General features: G+C 74.0%; 19 protein-coding genes. 10 read left to right on the top strand and 9 right to left on the bottom strand.

What is annotated here, in order from left to right; all coding sequences use genetic code 11:
- Nucleotides 1-101 precede the first annotated feature (101 nt).
- The 4 genes from AOQ37_RS20820 to AOQ37_RS20835 form a co-directional block, all read right to left on the bottom strand.
- Entirely contained in the window at nucleotides 102-650 is a 549-nt protein-coding gene (locus tag AOQ37_RS20820; RefSeq protein ID WP_062646110.1) for a PadR family transcriptional regulator, read from the bottom strand.
- 31 nt (nucleotides 651-681) lie between these two features.
- Nucleotides 682-2,697 (bottom strand): NADPH-dependent 2,4-dienoyl-CoA reductase, encoded by a 2,016-nt coding sequence (locus tag AOQ37_RS20825; RefSeq protein WP_062646111.1) that lies wholly within the window; start codon nucleotides 2,695-2,697, stop codon nucleotides 682-684.
- Nucleotides 2,698-2,822: 125 nt separating this feature from the next.
- Nucleotides 2,823-3,191 (bottom strand): hypothetical protein, encoded by a 369-nt coding sequence (locus tag AOQ37_RS20830; protein ID WP_062646112.1) that lies wholly within the window; start codon nucleotides 3,189-3,191, stop codon nucleotides 2,823-2,825.
- 292 nt (nucleotides 3,192-3,483) lie between these two features.
- Nucleotides 3,484-4,395, bottom strand: coding sequence for a hypothetical protein (locus AOQ37_RS20835; RefSeq protein WP_107085255.1), 912 nt, complete (start codon nucleotides 4,393-4,395; stop codon nucleotides 3,484-3,486).
- A 242-nt stretch (nucleotides 4,396-4,637) separates the two neighbouring features.
- Here AOQ37_RS20835 and AOQ37_RS20840 point away from each other — a divergent pair, with 242 nt between their 5' ends.
- Together AOQ37_RS20840 and AOQ37_RS20845 are read left to right on the top strand one after the other, a co-directional pair.
- Nucleotides 4,638-6,704 (top strand): SpoIIE family protein phosphatase, encoded by a 2,067-nt coding sequence (locus AOQ37_RS20840; protein WP_062646113.1) that lies wholly within the window; start codon nucleotides 4,638-4,640, stop codon nucleotides 6,702-6,704.
- Nucleotides 6,705-6,821: 117 nt separating this feature from the next.
- Nucleotides 6,822-7,523, top strand: a complete 702-nt coding sequence (locus AOQ37_RS20845; RefSeq protein ID WP_062646114.1) for a hypothetical protein — start codon at nucleotides 6,822-6,824, stop codon at nucleotides 7,521-7,523.
- On the opposite strand, the gene AOQ37_RS20850 is transcribed toward AOQ37_RS20845, so the two are convergent.
- The gene (locus tag AOQ37_RS20850) at nucleotides 7,516-8,271 is read right to left on the bottom strand and encodes a putative protein N(5)-glutamine methyltransferase (protein WP_374701534.1); all 756 of its coding nucleotides are present in this window, start codon (nucleotides 8,269-8,271) and stop codon (nucleotides 7,516-7,518) included. The two genes, AOQ37_RS20845 and AOQ37_RS20850, sit on opposite strands and share 8 nt — an antisense overlap.
- 432 nt (nucleotides 8,272-8,703) lie before the next feature.
- On the opposite strand from AOQ37_RS20850, the gene AOQ37_RS20855 reads away from it, so the two are divergent.
- Nucleotides 8,704-9,165 (top strand): MarR family winged helix-turn-helix transcriptional regulator, encoded by a 462-nt coding sequence (locus AOQ37_RS20855; protein ID WP_062646116.1) that lies wholly within the window; start codon nucleotides 8,704-8,706, stop codon nucleotides 9,163-9,165.
- Nucleotides 9,166-9,190: 25 nt separating this feature from the next.
- Here AOQ37_RS20855 and AOQ37_RS20860 read toward each other — a convergent pair whose 3' ends face one another.
- Both AOQ37_RS20860 and AOQ37_RS20865 read right to left on the bottom strand, forming a co-directional pair.
- Nucleotides 9,191-10,012, bottom strand: a complete 822-nt coding sequence (locus AOQ37_RS20860) for a GNAT family N-acetyltransferase (protein WP_062646117.1) — start codon at nucleotides 10,010-10,012, stop codon at nucleotides 9,191-9,193.
- Complete coding sequence (locus AOQ37_RS20865; protein WP_062646118.1) at nucleotides 10,009-10,941, bottom strand: NADP-dependent oxidoreductase; 933 nt, start codon at nucleotides 10,939-10,941, stop codon at nucleotides 10,009-10,011. The genes AOQ37_RS20860 and AOQ37_RS20865 overlap by 4 nt, the downstream gene beginning before the upstream one ends.
- Nucleotides 10,942-11,148: 207 nt before the next feature.
- Here AOQ37_RS20865 and AOQ37_RS20870 point away from each other — a divergent pair, with 207 nt between their 5' ends.
- The 7 genes from AOQ37_RS20870 (at nucleotide 11,149) to AOQ37_RS20900 (ending at nucleotide 16,986) form a co-directional block, all read left to right on the top strand.
- A complete protein-coding gene (locus AOQ37_RS20870; RefSeq protein WP_062646119.1) occupies nucleotides 11,149-11,754 on the top strand; it encodes a sulfite oxidase-like oxidoreductase in 606 nt (201 codons plus the stop codon).
- Entirely contained in the window at nucleotides 11,747-12,502 is a 756-nt protein-coding gene (locus AOQ37_RS20875; protein ID WP_062646120.1) for a ferredoxin reductase, read from the top strand. The genes AOQ37_RS20870 and AOQ37_RS20875 overlap by 8 nt, the downstream gene beginning before the upstream one ends.
- 157 nt (nucleotides 12,503-12,659) lie before the next feature.
- Nucleotides 12,660-13,247 (top strand): Rv1733c family protein, encoded by a 588-nt coding sequence (locus tag AOQ37_RS20880; RefSeq protein ID WP_062646121.1) that lies wholly within the window; start codon nucleotides 12,660-12,662, stop codon nucleotides 13,245-13,247.
- Between the two features lie 145 nt (nucleotides 13,248-13,392).
- On the top strand, nucleotides 13,393-14,361 hold the full coding sequence (locus tag AOQ37_RS20885) for an acetylxylan esterase (RefSeq protein WP_062646122.1): 969 nt from the start codon (nucleotides 13,393-13,395) through the stop codon (nucleotides 14,359-14,361).
- Between the two features lie 10 nt (nucleotides 14,362-14,371).
- Entirely contained in the window at nucleotides 14,372-14,776 is a 405-nt protein-coding gene (locus AOQ37_RS20890; RefSeq protein WP_062646123.1) for a nuclear transport factor 2 family protein, read from the top strand.
- Nucleotides 14,777-14,883: 107 nt separating this feature from the next.
- A complete protein-coding gene (locus AOQ37_RS20895; protein ID WP_062646124.1) occupies nucleotides 14,884-16,050 on the top strand; it encodes a serine hydrolase domain-containing protein in 1,167 nt (388 codons plus the stop codon).
- Nucleotides 16,051-16,227: 177 nt separating this feature from the next.
- A complete protein-coding gene (locus tag AOQ37_RS20900; RefSeq protein WP_062646125.1) occupies nucleotides 16,228-16,986 on the top strand; it encodes a GntR family transcriptional regulator in 759 nt (252 codons plus the stop codon).
- Nucleotides 16,987-17,014: 28 nt separating this feature from the next.
- Here the strand turns inward: AOQ37_RS20900 and AOQ37_RS20905 are convergent, their stop codons facing one another.
- Both AOQ37_RS20905 and AOQ37_RS20910 read right to left on the bottom strand, forming a co-directional pair.
- The gene (locus AOQ37_RS20905) at nucleotides 17,015-17,743 is read right to left on the bottom strand and encodes a class I SAM-dependent methyltransferase (RefSeq protein ID WP_062646126.1); all 729 of its coding nucleotides are present in this window, start codon (nucleotides 17,741-17,743) and stop codon (nucleotides 17,015-17,017) included.
- A 5-nt stretch (nucleotides 17,744-17,748) separates the two neighbouring features.
- Nucleotides 17,749-18,312, bottom strand: a complete 564-nt coding sequence (locus AOQ37_RS20910; RefSeq protein WP_062646127.1) for a PadR family transcriptional regulator — start codon at nucleotides 18,310-18,312, stop codon at nucleotides 17,749-17,751.
- Nucleotides 18,313-18,359 lie beyond the last annotated feature (47 nt).

An 18,359-nucleotide genomic window follows, 5' to 3' on the forward strand; every position in this document is an offset into this window, starting at 1 on the left:
CGGCCGCGGTCCCCGGCGACTGCGGCCCTCGCCGGTCCCGGCCCGCACCGGCTCCGGTCCGTGCCGGTGCCAGGCCGTGCCCGTGCCAGGCCGTGCCGGTGCTAGGCCGTGCCGTCCTCCACGACGGGGAGTTCCTCGACGGCCTGGGTGAGCCACTGGGTCCAGAAGGTCTCCAGCTCGATGCCCGCCCGCAGGACCAGGTGCTGGAGCCTGGCCTGCGCGCTGTCGTCGCCGGGCGGGAAGTCGCGCTTCTCGATCTCCTCGTACTCGGCCAACTGCCGCCGGTGCAGGTCGAGATGGCGGCGCAGGTCGGCCTCGAGACCCGCGGTGCCGACGACGGCCGCGGCGCGCAGCCGCAGCAGCATGGCGTCGCGGTGCGGCTTCGGGTCCTGGGCGGCCGCCGTCCACCGGGCGAGTTCGGCGCGTCCCGCGGGCAGCACCTCGTAGGCCTTCTTCTGCCCGCGGGCCGGCGCCTGCGCCGGCAGGGCCCGGATGTGGCCCGCGGACTCCAGCTTCCCCAGCTCGCGATAGATCTGCTGGTGCGTGGCCGACCAGAAGTAGCCGATCGACCGGTCGAACCGGCGGGTCAGATCCAGCCCCGACGAGGGCCTCTCGAGCAGGGCGGTGAGGATCGCGTGCGGGAGTGACATGCGGTCATCCTAGGGAGGCGCCGGCCGGGTCCTACAGGGCCGCCGCCAGTTCCGTGCCCTGCTGGATCGCGCGCTTGGCGTCCAGTTCGGCGGCGACGTCGGCACCGCCGATGAGGTGCGCCTCGACACCGGCGGCGACCAGCGCCTCGTACAGGTCCCGCCGGGGGTCCTGGCCCGTGCACAGCACGATGGTGTCGACCTCGAGCAGCGTGCTGCGCTCGTCGACGGTGAGGTGCAGTCCGGCGTCGTCGATCCGGTCGTAACGCACCCCGGGGACCATCGTGACGCCCCGGTGCTTCAGCTCGGTGCGGTGGATCCAGCCGGTGGTCTTGCCGAGGCCGGCGCCGACCTTGCCGGTCTTGCGCTGGAGGAGGTGGACCGTGCGCGGCGGGGCGGGGCGCTCGGGGGCCGCGAGACCGCCGGGGCCCTGGTAGTCCATGTCCACGCCCCACTGCCGGAAGTAGGCGGCCGGGTCCTCGCTCGCCTTGTCGCCGCCGTCGGTGAGGAACTCGGCGACGTCGAAGCCGATGCCGCCCGCGCCGAGGATCGCGACGCGGTCGCCGACGGGCGCGCCGTCGCGCAGCACGTCGAGATAGCCGACGACGCTCGGGTGGTCGACGCCGGGGATGTCGGGCGTGCGGGGGCTGACGCCGGTGGCGACGACGACCTCGTCGTAGTCGGCCAGGTCGCCCGCGTCGACACGGGTGTCGAGCCGTACGTCCACGCCGTGCGCGTCGAGCTGGTGGCGGAAGTAGCGCAGCGTCTCGTCGAACTCCTGCTTGCCGGGGACCTTGCGGGCCACGTTGAGCTGGCCGCCGATCTCGCTCGCGGCGTCGAAGAGGGTGACCTCGTGGCCGCGTTCGGCGGCGCTCACCGCGCAGGCCAGGCCGGCCGGTCCGGCGCCCACCACCGCGACCCGCTTGCGCAGCCGGGTCGGGGCGAGGACCAGCTCGGTCTCGTGACAGGCGCGCGGGTTGACAAGGCAGGAGGTGATCTTCCCGCTGAAGGTGTGGTCGAGGCAGGCCTGGTTGCAGCCGATGCAGGTGTTGATGGCCTCGGGCGTGCCGGCCGCGGCCTTGGCCACGAAGTCGGGGTCGGCGAGCATCGGACGGGCCATCGACACCATGTCCGCGCAGCCGTCGGCGAGCAACTGCTCGGCGACCTCGGGGGTGTTGATGCGGTTGGTGGTGACGAGCGGCACGGAGACCGCGCCCATGAGCTTCTTCGTCACCCAGGTGTAGGCGCCGCGCGGCACGGAGGTGGCGATGGTGGGGATGCGCGCCTCGTGCCAGCCGATGCCGGTGTTGATGAGGGTGGCGCCGGCCGCCTCGACGGCCTTCGCGAGGGTGACGACCTCGTCGAGGGTCGAGCCGCCGGGCACGAGGTCCAGCATGGACAGCCGGTAGATGACGATGAAGTCCTCGCCGACCGCCTCGCGCACCCGGCGCACGATCTCGAGGGGGAAGCGGGTGCGGTTCTCGTACGAGCCGCCCCACCGGTCCGTGCGCCGGTTGGTCGGGGCGGCGATGAACTCGTTGATGAGGTAGCCCTCGGAGCCCATGATCTCGACGCCGTCGTACCCGGCCTGCCGGGCGAGGCGGGCGGCGCGGACGTAGTCGTCGATCGTGCGCTCGACGTCGGCGTCGGTCAGCTCGCGGGGCGGGAAGGGGCTGATGGGCGCCTGGATCGGGCTGGGGGCGACCAGGTCCCGGTGGTAGGCGTACCGGCCGAAGTGCAGGATCTGCATCGCGATGCGGCCGCCCTCGCGGTGCACGGCGTCGGTGATCGCCCGGTGCTGCTCGGCCTCCGCCTCCGTGGTGAGCTTGGCGCCGCCCTCGTAGGGGCGGCCCTCGTCGTTGGGGGCGATGCCGCCGGTGACGATGAGGCCCACTCCCCCGCGCGCCCGGGCGGCGTAGAACGCGGCCATGCGCTCGAAGCCGCGCTCGGCCTCCTCCAGGCCGACGTGCATCGAGCCCATCAGGACGCGGTTGGGCAGCGTGGTGAAGCCCAGGTCGAGCGGGCTCAGCAGGTGCGGGTAACGGCTCATGACAGCCTTCCGTGCGCGGTGTCTTCCCTCCAGTTCTAGAGGACCGCGCACGGGTTGTGCAACTAGTTGCACAACAGCATCGGCATCATGTGCCGCAGGTCACCGCGACGTCGCCGTACCGGACCTCACCGGCTCTCCAGCAGGACGTGCAGCTCCCGCTCCTGGTCCCCGGAGGCCGAGGAGAGGTCGCGCACGGCGAAGACCGAGTCCAGCGTCGTACGGAGCCGCTCGATCGCCCAGTAGCTGCCCTGCGCGTCGGCCTCCACGGAGGACGACAGCCGGGCCGGCCGGGCACAGTCGTGCGCCTCGGTCACCTCGAAGGTGCCGAGCCACACCATGGGACGGGTCTCGTGCAGTTGCTGCGGTGCCTCGCCGCTGCCGCGGTCCGACACGAAGCACTCGCCCAGCGCGTCGAAGACGATGCGGGCGTCCTCCTTGCTGCATCCGCTGATCTCGACGGAGACGGACTCCTCGTGCGGTCGTTCGCGATCCATCGTGATCGCTCCTCTCGTGGGATGTGGCGCGGAAGTGCGGGTTCCCCGCGAACCTCGTCACATCCCCAGAAAAGCACCACTTCTCGAGTGGGACCAGCGACGGGAGGTGCGCCGGAGGCCGCACCGAGGCCCCTACCGGCCCGGGTCGGCCCCCGTCGGCCCGGGTGGTTCCGGTCAGCCCCGGGGCGGCTCCGGTGGTTCCGGTCAGCTCCGGGCGGCTCCGGTGGTTCCGGTCAGCCCCGGGGCGGCTCCGGTGGTTCCGGTCAGCTCCGGGCGGCTCCGGTGGTTCCGGTCAGCCCCGGGTGAACTTGTAGGTCTTGCTGTCGGTCAGCACGCAGAACCCGGGCGAGACGACGATCACCCGCAGGGTGCCGGAACGGCGGTCGTAGTCGATGCCCTCGGCCTCGAACGTGCCCGAGCAGGAGCTGCGCAGCGGCAGCTGGCGCAGCGCGGTGACATGGCCGGTGACGTCGGAGGTGCCGTCGGGCTCGGCGGACAGGTCGATCTGGAGCAGGGGCTTGGTGATGCCGAAGAGGGTGCCCGCCGGGTCGTCCGAGGCGCACAGCAGGGTGGTCGGGCCGGTGAAGTCGCAGCCCTGGACGTCGCGCACCGCGTGGTCGAGCCGGACGGTCGACACCTGCGGCAGGTTCGCCGAGGGCGAGGTGGAGGAGTTCGCGCCGGGTGTCGGGAAGACCAGGAACCGGGTCATGGTGCCCCACTCGCCGGACAGCATCCACTGGCTGTTCGGGGTGATCGCGGCCCACGAGTTGTTCAGCGCCTCACCGGAGCCGAGCGCGTGGACGTACTCCGACCACGCGCCGCCGGGAGCCTGCACGCGGTACATCTTCGCGTTGTTCGAGTCGCTCTGGTACGGCTCGACGTAATAGCCGCTGTAGGAGGCGTCGGGGTCGCCGACGTGGTTCCAGCCCCGGGTGGAGACGGAGAACGGGATGGTGCCGATGCCGGTGTACCGGTTGGCGCTGCCCGCCGGGACCTCGACCGAGGTCAGGCCCTGGCTCTCGGTCAGCGGATCGGCGCGGTCGGAGCCGACCTCGGTCCAGGTGTCGGCGGCCGCGGCGGGCGGGGCCGCGGAGAGGACGGTGACCGTCGCCACGGCCAGCGCCAGGAAGGCGGCACGGGCGGTACCGGCGGTGCCGGCGGCGCCGGCCGTGGTGTGACGACGGCGGGCAGGACGCAGGGGCATGGGACTCCTCGTCGATGGGGGGTGGGGCGCGCTCGGCGGACAGTCTGGCCCGGCGTCATGGTCATGTACAGACCAATTCCATGGACAGGTGCGGACCTTGAGGAGAACGGCGCGCGACGCCGTACTGGAGGAGCATGAAGAAGGGCGCCCCAGGCGTGGGAGAAAAGGGTTGAGCACGGTAGAACAGGGGAGTCGGCACGGGGGACGGCGTGCCGCGTCGACAGGCGGAGGCGGTGCGTGGCATGAGCGGAGCCGGATCGTCCGCGGCTGAGGGCGGCGGCCCGACCGGGCCGAGCGGCCTGCTGGACGTGCTCAACGTGGCCTCTGTGGTGCTCGACACCCAGGGGCGCATCGCCCTGTGGAGCCCCCAGGCCGAGGAACTGTTCGGGTACTCGGCCCACGAGGCGCTGGGGCGGTTCGCGGCCCATGTGATGGTCCACGAGCGGCACGTCGACCTGGTCGTGCAGCTCTTCGCCGACGTCATGGCCACCGGCGAGAGCTGGGCGGGGGCGTTCCCGATCCTGCGCAAGGACGGCACCACCCGGTTGGTGGAGTTCCGCAACATGCGCCTCATGGACGACCGGGGCGACGTCTACGCCCTGGGGCTCGCCACCGACCGGTCCACGGTGCGCCGTCTCGAACGGGACCTGGCGCTGTCGACGCGGATGGTCGCGCAGTCCCCCAACGGCCTGGCCGTCCTGGACGTCGACCTGCGGTACGTCTCCGTCAATCCGGCTCTGGAGCGGATGAACGGCGTTCCGGCCGCCGATCATCTCGGCCGGACGATCTACGAGGTGCTGCCGCTGCTGGACGCGGAGGCCCTGGAGGCGGCGATGCGCCAGGTGCTGCGCACCGGCGAGCCGCTCCTGGACCGGTCCACGGTGGGCCGTACCCCCGCCGACCCGGACGAGGACCACGTCTGGTCCCTCTCGCTGTACCGCCTGGAGGACGCCCGCGGCACGGTGCTGGGCGTGGCCGTGTCGGTCGTCGACGTCACCGACCGGCACCGGGCGGCCGTCGAGGCCGAGGCGGCCCGCCGCCGGCTGGCGGTGATCGCGGACGCCTCCACCCGGATCGGCACCACCCTCGACCTGGAGCGCACCGCCTTCGAACTGGCCGACGTGGCCGTGCCGGAGCTGGCGGACGTGGCCGCGGTGGATCTGCTCGACGCGGTGATGGCGGGTCGCCGCACCAGCCTCGGCCCCGCCGAATCGGCCGTGATACGCGCCCTCGCGGTGCGCGCCACCGACGAGCCCGAGGCCCTGCGGGCGGCCGACCAGCCCGGCCAGGTGGCCCGCTACGCGCCCGACCGGCTCGTCACCGAGTGCGTCCGCTCGGGCCGGCCCGTCATGGTGGCCCAGGTCAAGGACGAGGACCTCGGCCGCATCGCCCACTCCCCCGAAGCCGCCGACCTGCTGGCACGGGCCGGGGTGCACTCCTATCTGGCCGTGCCGCTCATCGCGCGGGGCGAGGTGCTCGGCGCCCTCGACCTCAAACGGACCCGCAATCCACTGCCCTTCGGCCGCGACGACCTGCTGCTCGCGCGTGAGCTGGCGGCCCGGGCGGCCGTCCAGATCGACAACGCCCGCTGGTACCAGAGCGCCCGCACCACGGCGCTCACCCTCCAGCGCAGCCTGCTGCCGAGTCATCCGCCGGTCATCGGCGGCCTCGAGGTCGCCTCCCGCTACCAGCCCGCGGGCGCCACCACCGAGGTCGGCGGCGACTGGTTCGACGTCATCGCGCTGCCCGACGGCAAGACGGCGCTCGTCGTCGGTGACGTGATGGGCAGCGGGATCGACGCCGCCGCGACGATGGGCCGGCTGCGCACCGCGACGACCACGCTGGCCTCCCTCGACCTGGACCCGGCGGTCCTCCTGGAGCACCTGGACCGGATCACCCAGGGCCTGGACCACTCCATCGCCACCTGCGTGTACGCCGTCCACGACCCCCGGCTGGGGAGATGCCGCATCGCCAACGCCGGCCATCTGCCCCCGGTGCACCTGCGCGCGGGCCGCCCGCCGGAACTGCTCGACCTGCCCACCGGCGCGCCGCTGGGCGTGGGCGGGGTGCCGTTCTCCACGACCGACGTCGACTTCGCCCCCGGCGACCAGCTCGTGCTGTACACGGACGGCCTGGTGGAGACCCGCACCCATTCCCTCGACGAACGGCTGGACGCGCTGCTCGCGCTGCTCGACGACCCCACGCGGCCGCTGGAGGAGGTGTGCGACCTGCTGCTGAGCGCGCTGCACCACCCCGACAACCACGACGACGTGGCTCTGCTGCTGGCGCGTGCGCGGGCCGCGGAGTAAGCGTCGGCGGCGCCCGATTCACAGGCTTTTGTTACCGCTTCCTTACCGCTCTCCTCGGACAATCACAGTGAGGCGTGGCAGTCGTGCCGCCGTCGTGGCCGAGGAGAGTGAGCCGTGATGCAGCAGCCGGACAGGCCCGAGGGGCCGGAACAGGTCGACCTGCTCTCGGGACCGGTCGACGGGGAACGGGGCCGCGCCGGCCTGCGCACGCCGTGGCGACGCCGGTCGGCCCGGGGGCGGGCGGTCATCGCGGCCACCACGGTCGCCGTCCTGGCGCTCGGCGGCACCGTCGCGTACGCGGCGACCTCGGGGGACGGTGGCGGTCGGCCGTCGGCGGCGCCGTCCGCGTCCTCGTCCGAGGGGCCCGGCGGGCGGCACACCCACGGTGGCATGGGGTTCCGGCCCGGCGAGGACGCGGCGCACGGCGAGGCGACCGTCAAGGACCCCGACACCGGCGACTGGGTCGTCCGCGTCTGGCAGCGCGGCACCGTGGCGAAGGTGGCCGACGACCAGGTCACGGTCAGGAGCGAGGACGGCGTCTGGTGGACGTGGACGGTGGGCTCCGGCACGACGGTGTCCGCCGACGGCTCCTCCGGTTCGGGGGCCGACGCGCTGAAGAAGGGCGACACCGTCCTCGTGGTCGGCTCCCGCTCGGGTGACACCACCACGGCCGACCGCGTCCTGTCGGGCACGTTCGAGCGCCGTGACAGCGGCGACCGGCACGGGGACGGCCCGGGAAACGGTCCGGGACACGGCCCGTGGAACCGGGGGGACGACCGGCGCTCCCCCGGCCCCACGCGCAGCGGAGCCGCTACCTGACCCTGGTGCCGAGCACCACGTGGGCGTACCGCTCCTCGTCCTCCGCCAGTCGCACCGTCAGACCGCCGCGGGTGAACGCCTCGACGGCGGCCGGGGCCTGACGCTCGCTGGTCTCGACGAGGAGACAGCCCCCGGGCGCCAGCCAGGACGGCGCCTGCGCGACCACCCGGCGCAGCACGTCCAATCCGTCGCCGCCGCCGTCGAGCGCGGTGAGCGGCTCGTGGTCCCGGGCCTCCGCCGGCAGCAGGGGGACCTCACCGCTGGGGACGTAGGGCACGTTGGCCGCCAGGATGTCCGTCCGGCCCCGCAGATGTCCGGGGAGCGCCGCGAACAGGTCGCCGGCATGGGCGTGCCCGCCGTACGCGGCGATGTTCCGGCGGGCGCAGGACACCGCCGCCGCGTCGATGTCCGCGGCATGCAGCTCGACCGGTCCGAGGCGGGCGGCGAGGGCCGCGCCGACCGCGCCGGAGCCGCAGCACAGGTCGACGACGACCCGCGCGTGCGGCACCGCGGCGAGGGCCTGGTCGACGAGGAACTCGGTGCGGCGGCGGGGCACGAAGACGCCCGGCCCGACGGTGATGCGCAGACCGTGGAACTCGGCCCAGCCGACGACGTGTTCGAGGGGCAGGCCCGCCGCGCGGCGGGCCGCCATGGCCTCGGCCTCGTCCGGCGTGCGGGCCGCGGTGAGGATCAGCTCCGCCTCGTCCTCGGCGAACACGCACCCGGCAGCACGCAGAACGGCGACCAACGCGTCACGGGACGAGGGCGGCGCCGAAGTCGGCTCGGGCACGAGCGCGGAAGCAGGCGCGGGACTCGGCGCGGAAGGGAGGTCCGGCGAGGAGGGCGAGGGTGACCGCGAGGGGGTGGCGGGCGAGGGCGAAGGGGCGGGAGATCGAGGGGGCATGAAGCCGAGGAGCCTTTCGGAAGCCGAAGGGCGCTCTCACGGTCGCCTACCGGCGGCGATCCACGCTGTCAGAGGAGAGCACCCGACCTGACACTGCGGTAATGGGTCTCACCTCCTCGGTCTCGCGCGACTGGGATCCTCCGCAGCCGGACGGCCACCCTACCCCAAGGACCGGTTGCCGCTCCGGTCGGACGCCGCTGCCCGGCCGGGCCCCCGATGTCCGAGTTGTACTCTGCAACCGGACGGTGAGACGTGGTGAGGCGTGAGGGAGGACCGGTGGAAGCAACCGAGGCCGTGGAGACGATCCAGCGGGAGATGACGAGCTTCGCCCGGAGGGCCCGCGCCTCGGCGGGGCGGCTGCACCCCGAGCTGTCACTGGTGTCCTACACGCTCCTCGGCCACCTGGAGGAGAGCGGCGGGTGCCGGGCCACCGACCTCGCCGCGCACTACGCCCTGGACAAGTCCACGGTCAGCCGCCAGGTCGGCGCCCTGGAGCGCGCCGCCCTGATCGAGCGGCGCCAGGACTCCGAGGACCACCGCGTCCAGGTCCTGCACCTCACCGACGCGGGCCGCCGCATCCTGGCCCAGGTCACCGAGAGCCGCCGCACGGCCTTCCGGGAACGGCTGGCGCGGTGGCCCGCGGCGGACCTGGAGCGCTTCGCGGAGTACCTGGTGCGCTACAACGCGTGGCCCGGGCCCGCCGCCGGGAGCGAACCGGGGCCCCCGGCGGCCCCCTGACCCCGGCCCGGCCTGGGCCGCTCCGCTACGCGACCGGGACCGGCGCCCGTCCCTCACCCAGCCGGTCCGGCACCCGGGCCGCCAGGAACGCCGTCCGGCGGCGCAGCCGGAAGCCCAGCGACTCGTAGAGACGGATGGCGTCGGTATTGCCCGCGCTCGTGTGCAGGAAGGGCGTCTCCCCGCGTTCGCGGATGCCGTGGGCGACGGCCAGGATCAGCCGGGTCGCCAGGCCCTCGCCCCGGAACGCGGGATCGGTGCAGACCGCGCTGATCTCGGTCCAGCCCGGCGGATGCAGACGCTCACCGGCCATGGCGATCAGCGCGCCGTCCCGTCGGATGCCCAGATAGGTGCCGAGTTCGATGGTCCGGGCCTCGAACGGCCCCGGCTGGGTGCGGGCGATCAGGTCGAGGATCTCGGGCACGTCGGCGGCACCGAGCCGGACCGCCTCGGGCTCGGGTGCGGCGGCCAGTCCGTCGTCGACGAACTGCACGCCCTCGACCTGGAGGGTGAGTTCCCACCCGGCCGGGAGTTCCCCGCGGAAGCCGGGCAGCGGGACCTCCGCGCCGGGGCCGGCGAGGGCCGCGAGATCCGCCCAGTCGTCGGCGTCCGGCTCGTCCGGGAGTGCCAGCCAGGGCGACACGTCGACGGGGTAGCGCAGGACCCGCCCCCGGCGCTCGGCGAAGTGCGCGTGCGGGCCGGTGAGGGAGGCGAGCGCGGGGTTGTCGAGGACGTGCCGGGGCTCGGCGCCGCGCGGCTCGGGGAGGCCGCGGTCCCCCGGTGCGCCGGCCGGACGACCGGCCGTCGCCGCCGTGGCACCCGGGACCCGGGAGGGCTCGGTGGTGGTCATGCGCGCGCTCCGATCTCCAGGACGACCTTGCCGCGGGCGTGGCCGCTCTCGACCTCGCGCAGTGCCTCGCCCGCCCGCTCCAGCGGGAACGTGAGGGTGACGTGCGGGTCCAGGTCGCCGCCGACGACCAGGTCGGCCACCGCCCGCAGCACGGCCGCGTCGCGGGCGCGGGCCACCCGGGCGCCGCCGAGCCGCTCGACCTCCTCGGCCGGGGCGCCGGCGGTGATCAGCCGGGAGCGGTCCCGCACCAGGCCGGCCGCTTCGTGCAGCACCTCTCCGCCGACGAGGTCGTAGACGCCGTCGACACCCTTCGGGGCGGCCAGGCGCACCCCTTCGACCCAGTCCGGGCCGGACGGCACGTGCACGGCGCCCAGTGACTCGAGGAAGTCCTTCTTGCCCTCGCTCGCGACGCCCACGACCCGCACCCCGCCCGCCCGGGCGATCTGTACGACGGCGACGCCGACTCCGCCGCCCGCGCCGGTGACCAGCAGCGTCGCCCCGGCCGGCAGGGCCAGCTGCCGCACTCCGTCGTAGGCGGTCGCCGCGGCCACGGGGAGGGTCGCGGCGTCGGCGAAGGACAGTGGGGCGGGCTTGTGCGCGGTGATGCCGGCCGCGAGGAGGGCGTACTCGGCGTAGCCGCCCGCGACCGCGGTGCCGAACACCTCGTCGCCGGGCGCGAACCCGGTGACCGCCTCGCCGGTCTCCTCGACGACGCCCGCCACCTCGTTGCCCAGGACGGCGGGGAAGGCGCGCTCGCCGCTCTCGCCGGGGCGCCGGTAGCCCGTGCGCTGCTTCCAGTCGACGGGGTTCACACCCGCCGCCCGCACCGCGACCAGCACCTCGCCGGGCCCGGGTCGGGGGCGGTCCAGGTCGACGAGGGCCTCGGTCTCCGGGCCTCCGTACCGGGTGAAGACGTACGCCTTCGGCATTGCTCCCACTCTCCTTCGCTGGCACCGGACCGCTGGAGCGCTGGGTCCGGAACGACACGTGCAAGGGCCGGGGCCGGGCGGCTATTCCCCGTTCACGGGACTGTTCATACGGGCTTAATGATCGAGGGGCGGACGGGGTGCGGAGCACGGCTGACATGCACGTACGGTTGAATGCGTAAGCAACCGCCGCCCTCACGCTGGAACCGCATGAATGTCACCCGAGGCTTCACCGGCCGCCCCCGCGCCCACCGTCCGGGCCTGCCCCCCGGCCAGTACGACGCCGGGGACGACTGGCCCGTGCTGTCCGCCGAGGTCACCCCGGACCTCGCGCCCGCGGACTGGACCTTCCGCGTCGACGGGCTGGTCGCCGCGCCCCGCACCTGGGACTGGGACGAGGCGCACGCGCTGCCGGAGTCCGCGTACGAGGGCGACATCCACTGTGTGACCAGCTGGTCCAAGTTCGGGGTGCGGTTCGCGGGCGTGTCCCTGGACGCGTTCCTCGCGGCCGTCCGGCCGGACGCGGCCGCGACCCACGCCGTCGCGTACGCCCACACCGGCTACACCACCAACCTGCCCCTGGCCGACCTGACCGGCGGCCGGGCGTGGATCGTCTGGGAGTACGACGACAAGCCCCTGGCGGCCGAGCACGGCGGCCCGGCGCGGCTGCTGGTGCCGCACCTGTACTTCTGGAAGAGCGCCAAGTGGATCGCGGGCCTGCGGCTCCTCGACCACGACGAGCCGGGCTTCTGGGAGCAGAACGGCTATCACGGCCGGGGCAACCCGTGGGAGGAGCAGAGGTACGCCGGTGACTGAGACCTTCACTCCCCCGACCCGGTTCGCGGTCCCCGGCCGGATCGCCGTGAGCAACCGGGCCGCCGCCCTGTGGCAGACCGCGACACTCACCGAGATCCGCCGCGAGACCCCGCGCGCGTCCACCTTCCGGTTCGCGGTGCCGGCCTGGGCGGGACATCTGCCCGGCCAGCACCTGATGCTGCGGCTGACCGCCGACGACGGCTACACCGCGCAACGGCACTACTCGATCGCCTCCGCGCCGGACGACGACGGTCATGTCGAGCTGACCCTGGACCACGTGGACGGCGGTGAGGTCTCGGGGTGGTTCCACACCCGGGCCGAGCCCGGTGACGAGGTCCAGGTGCGGGGTCCGCTCAGCGGCTTCTTCGCCTGGCCCGGCGACCGGCCCGCGCTGCTGATCGGCGCGGGCTCCGGGGTCGTCCCGCTGATGTCGATGGTCCGCCACCACCGGGCCCGCGGCCTCGACGTGCCGCTGCGGCTGCTGGTGTCCGCGCGCGGCCCCGAGGAGCTGATCTACGCGCGGGAGTACGGCGCCGAGACGCTGCCCGTGTACACGCGGAGCGCGCCGGAGGGCGTGCCCGTGGGGCGGCTCGCGGCCCATCACCTCGCGTCGCTGCTCGCCGAGGAGCCGGAGGGTGGCTGGGAGGCGTACGTGTGCGGCTCGAACGCCTTCGCCGAGCACGCCTCGCGGCTGCTGGTCCGGGCGGGACAGCCGGTCGACCGCATCAGGATCGAGCGCTTCGGCTGACCCGGTCCGGCCCCCTCACCGGAGCACCTCTCCCCCACCCGTCCCCGCGGCCACGGGCTGCCGAGGGGCCGAGGTGAACGATGCGTGAAACGATGTACTCCGAACGGGGCATGACGCTCATGTGGGCACTCGTACGCGTGACGGCGAGGAGGTCGACATGCGAGACCGGGTGCGTGGTCGGCGCGGGCGGGACAACCCGCTGCGGCGCCGGTCCGACGTGGTGGAGGCGTGGACGGCGCTGGCCGTGGCCGTGCTGCTGCTGGTCGCCGTACCGCTGGTCGGCATCCTCGCCGGCCGGTGGGCGCATGCCGACGCCCAGGCGGTCGCGGACCGCCAGCAGGCCGAGCGCCATCGCGTGCGGGTCGAGGTCGTCGGCCACATCCCCGAGACCATGCCCTCGGTCGAGGGCGTCCGGCAGCAGACCTTCCCGGTGACCGTGAAGTGGACCCCGCCGGGCGAACCCGCGCGGACGACCACCGCCCGGGTCCCGGCGGGCACGCGCGCGGGCGACCGGGTGAACGTGTGGTTCGACGCGCGGGGCCGCAACGTCGCGCCCCCGCCGAACGACACCCTCGTGTGGCAGCACGCCCTCACCATGGGCGCGTGCGCGGCGGGCGGCACCGCCGTGGTGGTGCTGCTCGGACACGCCGTGGTCCGCCGGGTCGCGATGCGCCACCGGCTGGGCGAATGGGAGCGGGAGTGGGCCCGCACGGAACCCGAGTGGACCCGCCGCAGGTCCGCCTGAAGGTCCGCTCACGTCCGTCTGAAGGTCCCGCCTCACGTCTGCCCGCAGGCCCGCCGGAAGCTCCTGACCAGGGTCTGGCGAGGCCTCCCGGTGCCCACGTACGGTGTGATCATTCGTATGGGCACTTAACAAAAGGCGGTCCTTCATGCCCCTGTTCGACCTGGCCGACGACGAGCTCCGTACCTACCGCAGCGCGTCCACCGAGCCCGAGGACTTCGACGCGTTCTGGTCGAAGACCCTCCAGGAAGCCCGCGAGCACGACCTGGACGCGCGGTTCGAGCCGGTCGACACGGGCCTGACCACGGTCCAGGTGTACGACGTGACGTTCGCCGGGTTCGGCGGGCACCCCGTCAAGGGCTGGCTGACACTGCCCGCCGGGGCCGGGGAACCGCTGCCCCTCGTGGTGGAGTTCGTCGGCTACGGCGGTGGACGCGGGCTGCCGCACGAGCACCTGCTGTGGGCGTCGACTGGCCGCGCGCACTTCATCATGGACACCCGCGGCCAGGGCAGCGCCTGGGGCGGTGGAGGCGGCACGGCCGACCCGGTGGGCGGCGCGCCCTCCTACCCCGGCTTCATGACACGGGGCATCGACGCCCCGGAGAACTACTACTACCGGCGTGTGTTCACGGACGCGGTGCGCGCGGTCGAGGCGGCCCGCTCGCACCCGCTGACGGACGCGGCCCGGACCGTGGCGGTCGGCGCGAGCCAGGGCGGCGGCATCACGATCGCCGTCGGCGGCCTGGTCCCGGATCTCGCGGGCATCGCCCCGGACGTGCCGTTCCTGTGCGACTTCCCGCGCGCCGCCGTTCTGACGGACCGTCACCCGTACCGCGAGATCGGCCTGTTCCTCAAGACGCACCGCGGCCGCTCCCAGGGCGCGCTGAGCACCCTGGCGTACTTCGACGGTGTGCACTTCGCGTCCCGGGGTTCGGCCCCCGCTCTGTTCTCGGCGGCCCTGGAGGACCAGACCTGCCCGCCGTCGACCGTGTTCGCCGCCTTCAACGCGTGGGCGCACGAGGACAAGGAGATCGAGGTGTACGACTTCAACGACCACGAGGGCGGCGGCCCCTACCAGGAGGCCGCCAAGCTGCGCTGGCTGCGGTCGTACGTCTGAGGGCGGGCGGATGGACACGCGTGCCGCCGCCGAGCGGTTCGTCGGGGTGTGGGAGCGGGCCTGGGCCTCGCACGACGTGCCCGCGCTGCTGGAGCTGTACGCCGAGGGCTGCGTCCACCGGTCGATGCCGTTCCGCGCGCCGCACCGGGGGCGGGCCGAGCTGGAGGCCTATCTGCGCTGGTCGTTCGCGGCGGAGCGGGTGACCGACGTGCGGTTCTCACCCCCGGTGGTGGGCGCGGACCGGGTCGCGGTGGCCGAGTTCCGGGTGCTGGCGCGGGAGGAAGGGGCGGCCGGCACGCTGGCGGGCTGTGTGCTCGTCCGCTTCGACGAGGCCGGGCTGGTGGTCGAGTCGCGGGACTACTGGCACACGGCCGAGGGACACCAGGAGCCGACGGGGCGGACGTTCCTCCTGTGACCTGCGGCCCGTCCGGCGCACTTCCCTCCAGTCCGACCAGTCGGTACGTTCACGGTGCCCGGGCCGCACCGCAGCGGTCCGGGGTTCCGGCGGACCACGGAGGCCCCATGTCCGAGCACGTGCCAGAGATCCACGGCCACTGCGACCCGCGGTTCGCGGCGGTGCGCGCGGCCTTCGAGGAGAACTTCCGCGACCGGGACGAGCTGGGCGCCGCGGTGAGCGTCACGGTCGACGGGGTCACGGTGGCGGATCTGTGGGGCGGCTGGGCCGACGCGGCACGCACCCGCGCCTGGGAGCGGGACACCCTGGTCAACGTGTGGTCCACGTCGAAGGGCCCGACGGCGCTGTGCGCGCACCTCCTCGCCGACCGGGGGCTGCTGGACCTCGACGCCCCGGTGGCCGCGTACTGGCCGGAGTTCGGCGCGGCGGGCAAGGAGCGGATACCGGTCCGGCATCTGCTGTCGCACCGCGCGGGCCTGGCCGGGCTGCGCGAGCCGCACTCGCTCGGGCAGCTCTACGACTGGGAGTTCACCACCGCGCGCCTCGCGGCCACGGAGCCCTGGTGGGAGCCGGGTACCCGGTCCGGCTATCACGCGTTCACCTACGGCTTCCTGGTCGGAGAGGTGGTGCGGCGGGTGTCGGGGCTGTTGCCGGGGGCCTTCCTGGAGCGGGAGGTGACCGGTCCGCTCGGCGTCGACTTCACGATCGGGCTGCCGGAGAAGGAGGCCGGGCGGGCGGCCGTGCTGGTGCGTCCGCCGGTCGCCCCGGCCGATGAACAGGCGGCGGTCTTCCGCCGGTCGGCACCCGCGGCCGTCGCCGCCCTGACCAACCCGGTGGTGGGCGCGGGCGAGGCGAACTCGGCCCCGTGGCGGGCCGCCGAGATCCCGGCGGCGAACGGCCACGGCACCGCGCGGGCGGTGGCCGCGCTCTACGGGATCCTCGCGGGCCGGGGCGTGTACGGCGGGCGCCGGTTCCTCTCCGCCGAGGCGGCCGAGCGGGTGCGCGAGGGACAGGGGGCCTGCCGGGACCTGGTGCTGGGGGCGGGTCTCGGACACGACACGGAACTCGGGCTCGGACTGTGGCTCAGCGGCCCGCACGGATCGTACGGACCGAACCCGCGCGCTTTCGGACATGACGGCTTCGGCGGCTCCTGCGGGCTCGCCGACCCGGAGGCGGGAGTGTCGCTGGGATACGTGATGAACCGCATGGGGCCGCGCATCGCCGACGACCCCCGGAAGACGGCGTTGGTGGACGCCCTGTACAGCGCGCTCTGAACCCGGGCGCGGCACGGACGCGGGGACGGCCGAGGAGGGTCGGGGAGGGCCGGGGGGGCGGGTCGGTTTCGGCCGATCGGGCGGTCCGCCCTTCCCAGCTGGTTTAGACCAATGCTAGATCTGGTGGCGCACCGAGTCCGCACGACCACGGCACGTCACCCACAGGAGGCGCGCGGCATGGCCCGCAGCACCACCCCCATCACCCCTCACGTCCACCCGTCCGACGAGGACCCGCCGCTGTACCGGCGGATCGCCACGCGGCTGCTCGCCGAGCTGCGCGACGGCACCATCGCCCCCGGCGAACGGCTGCCGGCCGAGCGGCGGCTGGCCGGACACTTCGGCGTCAGCAGGCAGACCGTACGGCAGGCCTTGGAGGTCCTGCGCGGCGAGGGGCTGGTCGAGACCGACCGCCGGGGCAGCCACGCCGCCCTGCCCGCCGAGCCGCTCGGCAGCCCGTCGTTCCTCGCCTTCCCCGTGGGCGCACGGCCCGCGGACGATCCGTCGGCGGTGGCCCGCGCCGCCGTCAGCTGGGAGGCACCCCCGCCCGGGCACGCCGAGGCGCTCGGGCTCGCCCCGCACCGGCCGACGCTGGTGCACCGCTACGAGTCGGCCCGCGCCGACGGACGCGGTCTGCGTACGGCCGTCACCTCCTTCTCCGCGGTGGCCCTGGCCGAGGTGGAGGAACTGGGCCGCTACCGCGACCGGGCGGGCTCCGACGCCTCCGCGGAGCTGCGGCGGGCCTACGACTGGATGCGACGGGCGGGCCTGACCCTGCACCACCGGGACTGCATCACGCGTCTCGACGACGACCCGTCGATGCGGGTCACCCGGCAGGTGCACGACCAGTACGCGCGCCCGCTGGAGATCACCGACCTGGTGGTGGACACCGGGCGGGAGGCTCTGGTCTACGCGTTCACCCTCCCCGCGGCCGGGTGATCCGGTCCGTGCCGGCCCGGCCCCCGGGTCAGCGGTCCGTCCGGCGCGCCTCGACCAGGCGCACCCGTGGGCTTCCGTCGCTCCTCGTCCCGAACTCGGGCAGGGCGCGGAGGTCCACGCGGAACCCGGCACGCTCCAGTTCGCGCCGCACCTCACCGAGCCGGAAGGCGCGGTAGTACATCACGAACGGCGGCCGCCACAGGGCATTGCGCACCCGCATCACGGCGTCGAAGCCGAGCAGCATCCAGAACGCCGGTGACGACGGCCGCGGCGGGGCCAGGACGGGGAACGCGAAGCATCCGCCCGGCCGCAGCGCGGTCCGCACCCGGGCGAACAGCCCCGGCAGCTCGCGGGGCAGGAAGTGCCCGAACGCCCCGAAGCTGACGACGAGGTCGAAGGCGGCGGCGAAGGGCAGGGCGCGGGCGTCCGCGCGCACCCAGGACACCGGGGGGCCGGCCGGGCGGGGCCGCCGGGCCGCCTCGGCCAGCATGCCGGCGCTGAAGTCGACGCCCGTCACGCTCCCCCGGCACACCGTGGCCAGGACCTCGACCCCGGCGCCCGTGCCACAGCACAGGTCGAGTCCGTCCTCGTACGGGCCGGACTCCTTCAGCGCCGAGGCGACCGCGTCCAGGACGGAGTCCGGAGTGCGGAAGGGCGTGTGGTCGAACTTCGGCGCCAGGAGGTCGTAGCCGCGCTCGACGGACGACAGGGCCTGGACGGCGAGTTCGCGCAGGGTGGGGCCTTCGGGACTGAACATCCGCGTCAGCCTACGGCCGTCCGCCGCTTCAGGAGCAGCAGGGCCCGTTCGCACCATGCCTGGTTCGTCTCCTCGAAGGCGATCCCGGCCATCAGCGTCAGATACGGGCCGATCCGGTCGGCCTCGGCCAGGTACACGTCCTCGGTGCGCCCGTCGAGGAGGCGGTCGCGCACCCGCAGGTAGCGGTCGAGCTTGGCACGGGACCAGGTCATGCGCTCCTCGACCAGCGCCCGGGTCACCTCGGGGTCCACGCCGTCCATCGCCTGGATCCTGATGAGGAGTTCGTCGCGGATGGCGGTGGGCCGCCGGGGCGGGGTGGCCGCGAAGGTGTCCAGGTCCGCGCGACCGGCCTCGGTGAGGGTGAACATCCGCTTGTTCGGCCGGCGCTCCTGCGTCACCACCCGCGCCTCGATCAGGCCGTCCTGCGCGAGGCGCTCGAGTTCGCGGTAGAGCTGTTGCGGGGTCGCGGGCCAGAAGTTGGCGAGGGAGACGTCGAAGACCTTCGACAGTTCGTAGCCCGAGGCCTCGCCTTCCAGGAGGGCGGCGAGGACGGCGTACTTGAGCGACATATGGACACGGTAGCAGGGAGTGATTATTGTCATCCGCACCTAGTCAA

The organism is Streptomyces maremycinicus (genome assembly GCF_001184025.1).
GTDB lineage: Bacteria > Actinomycetota > Actinomycetes > Streptomycetales > Streptomycetaceae > Streptomyces > Streptomyces maremycinicus.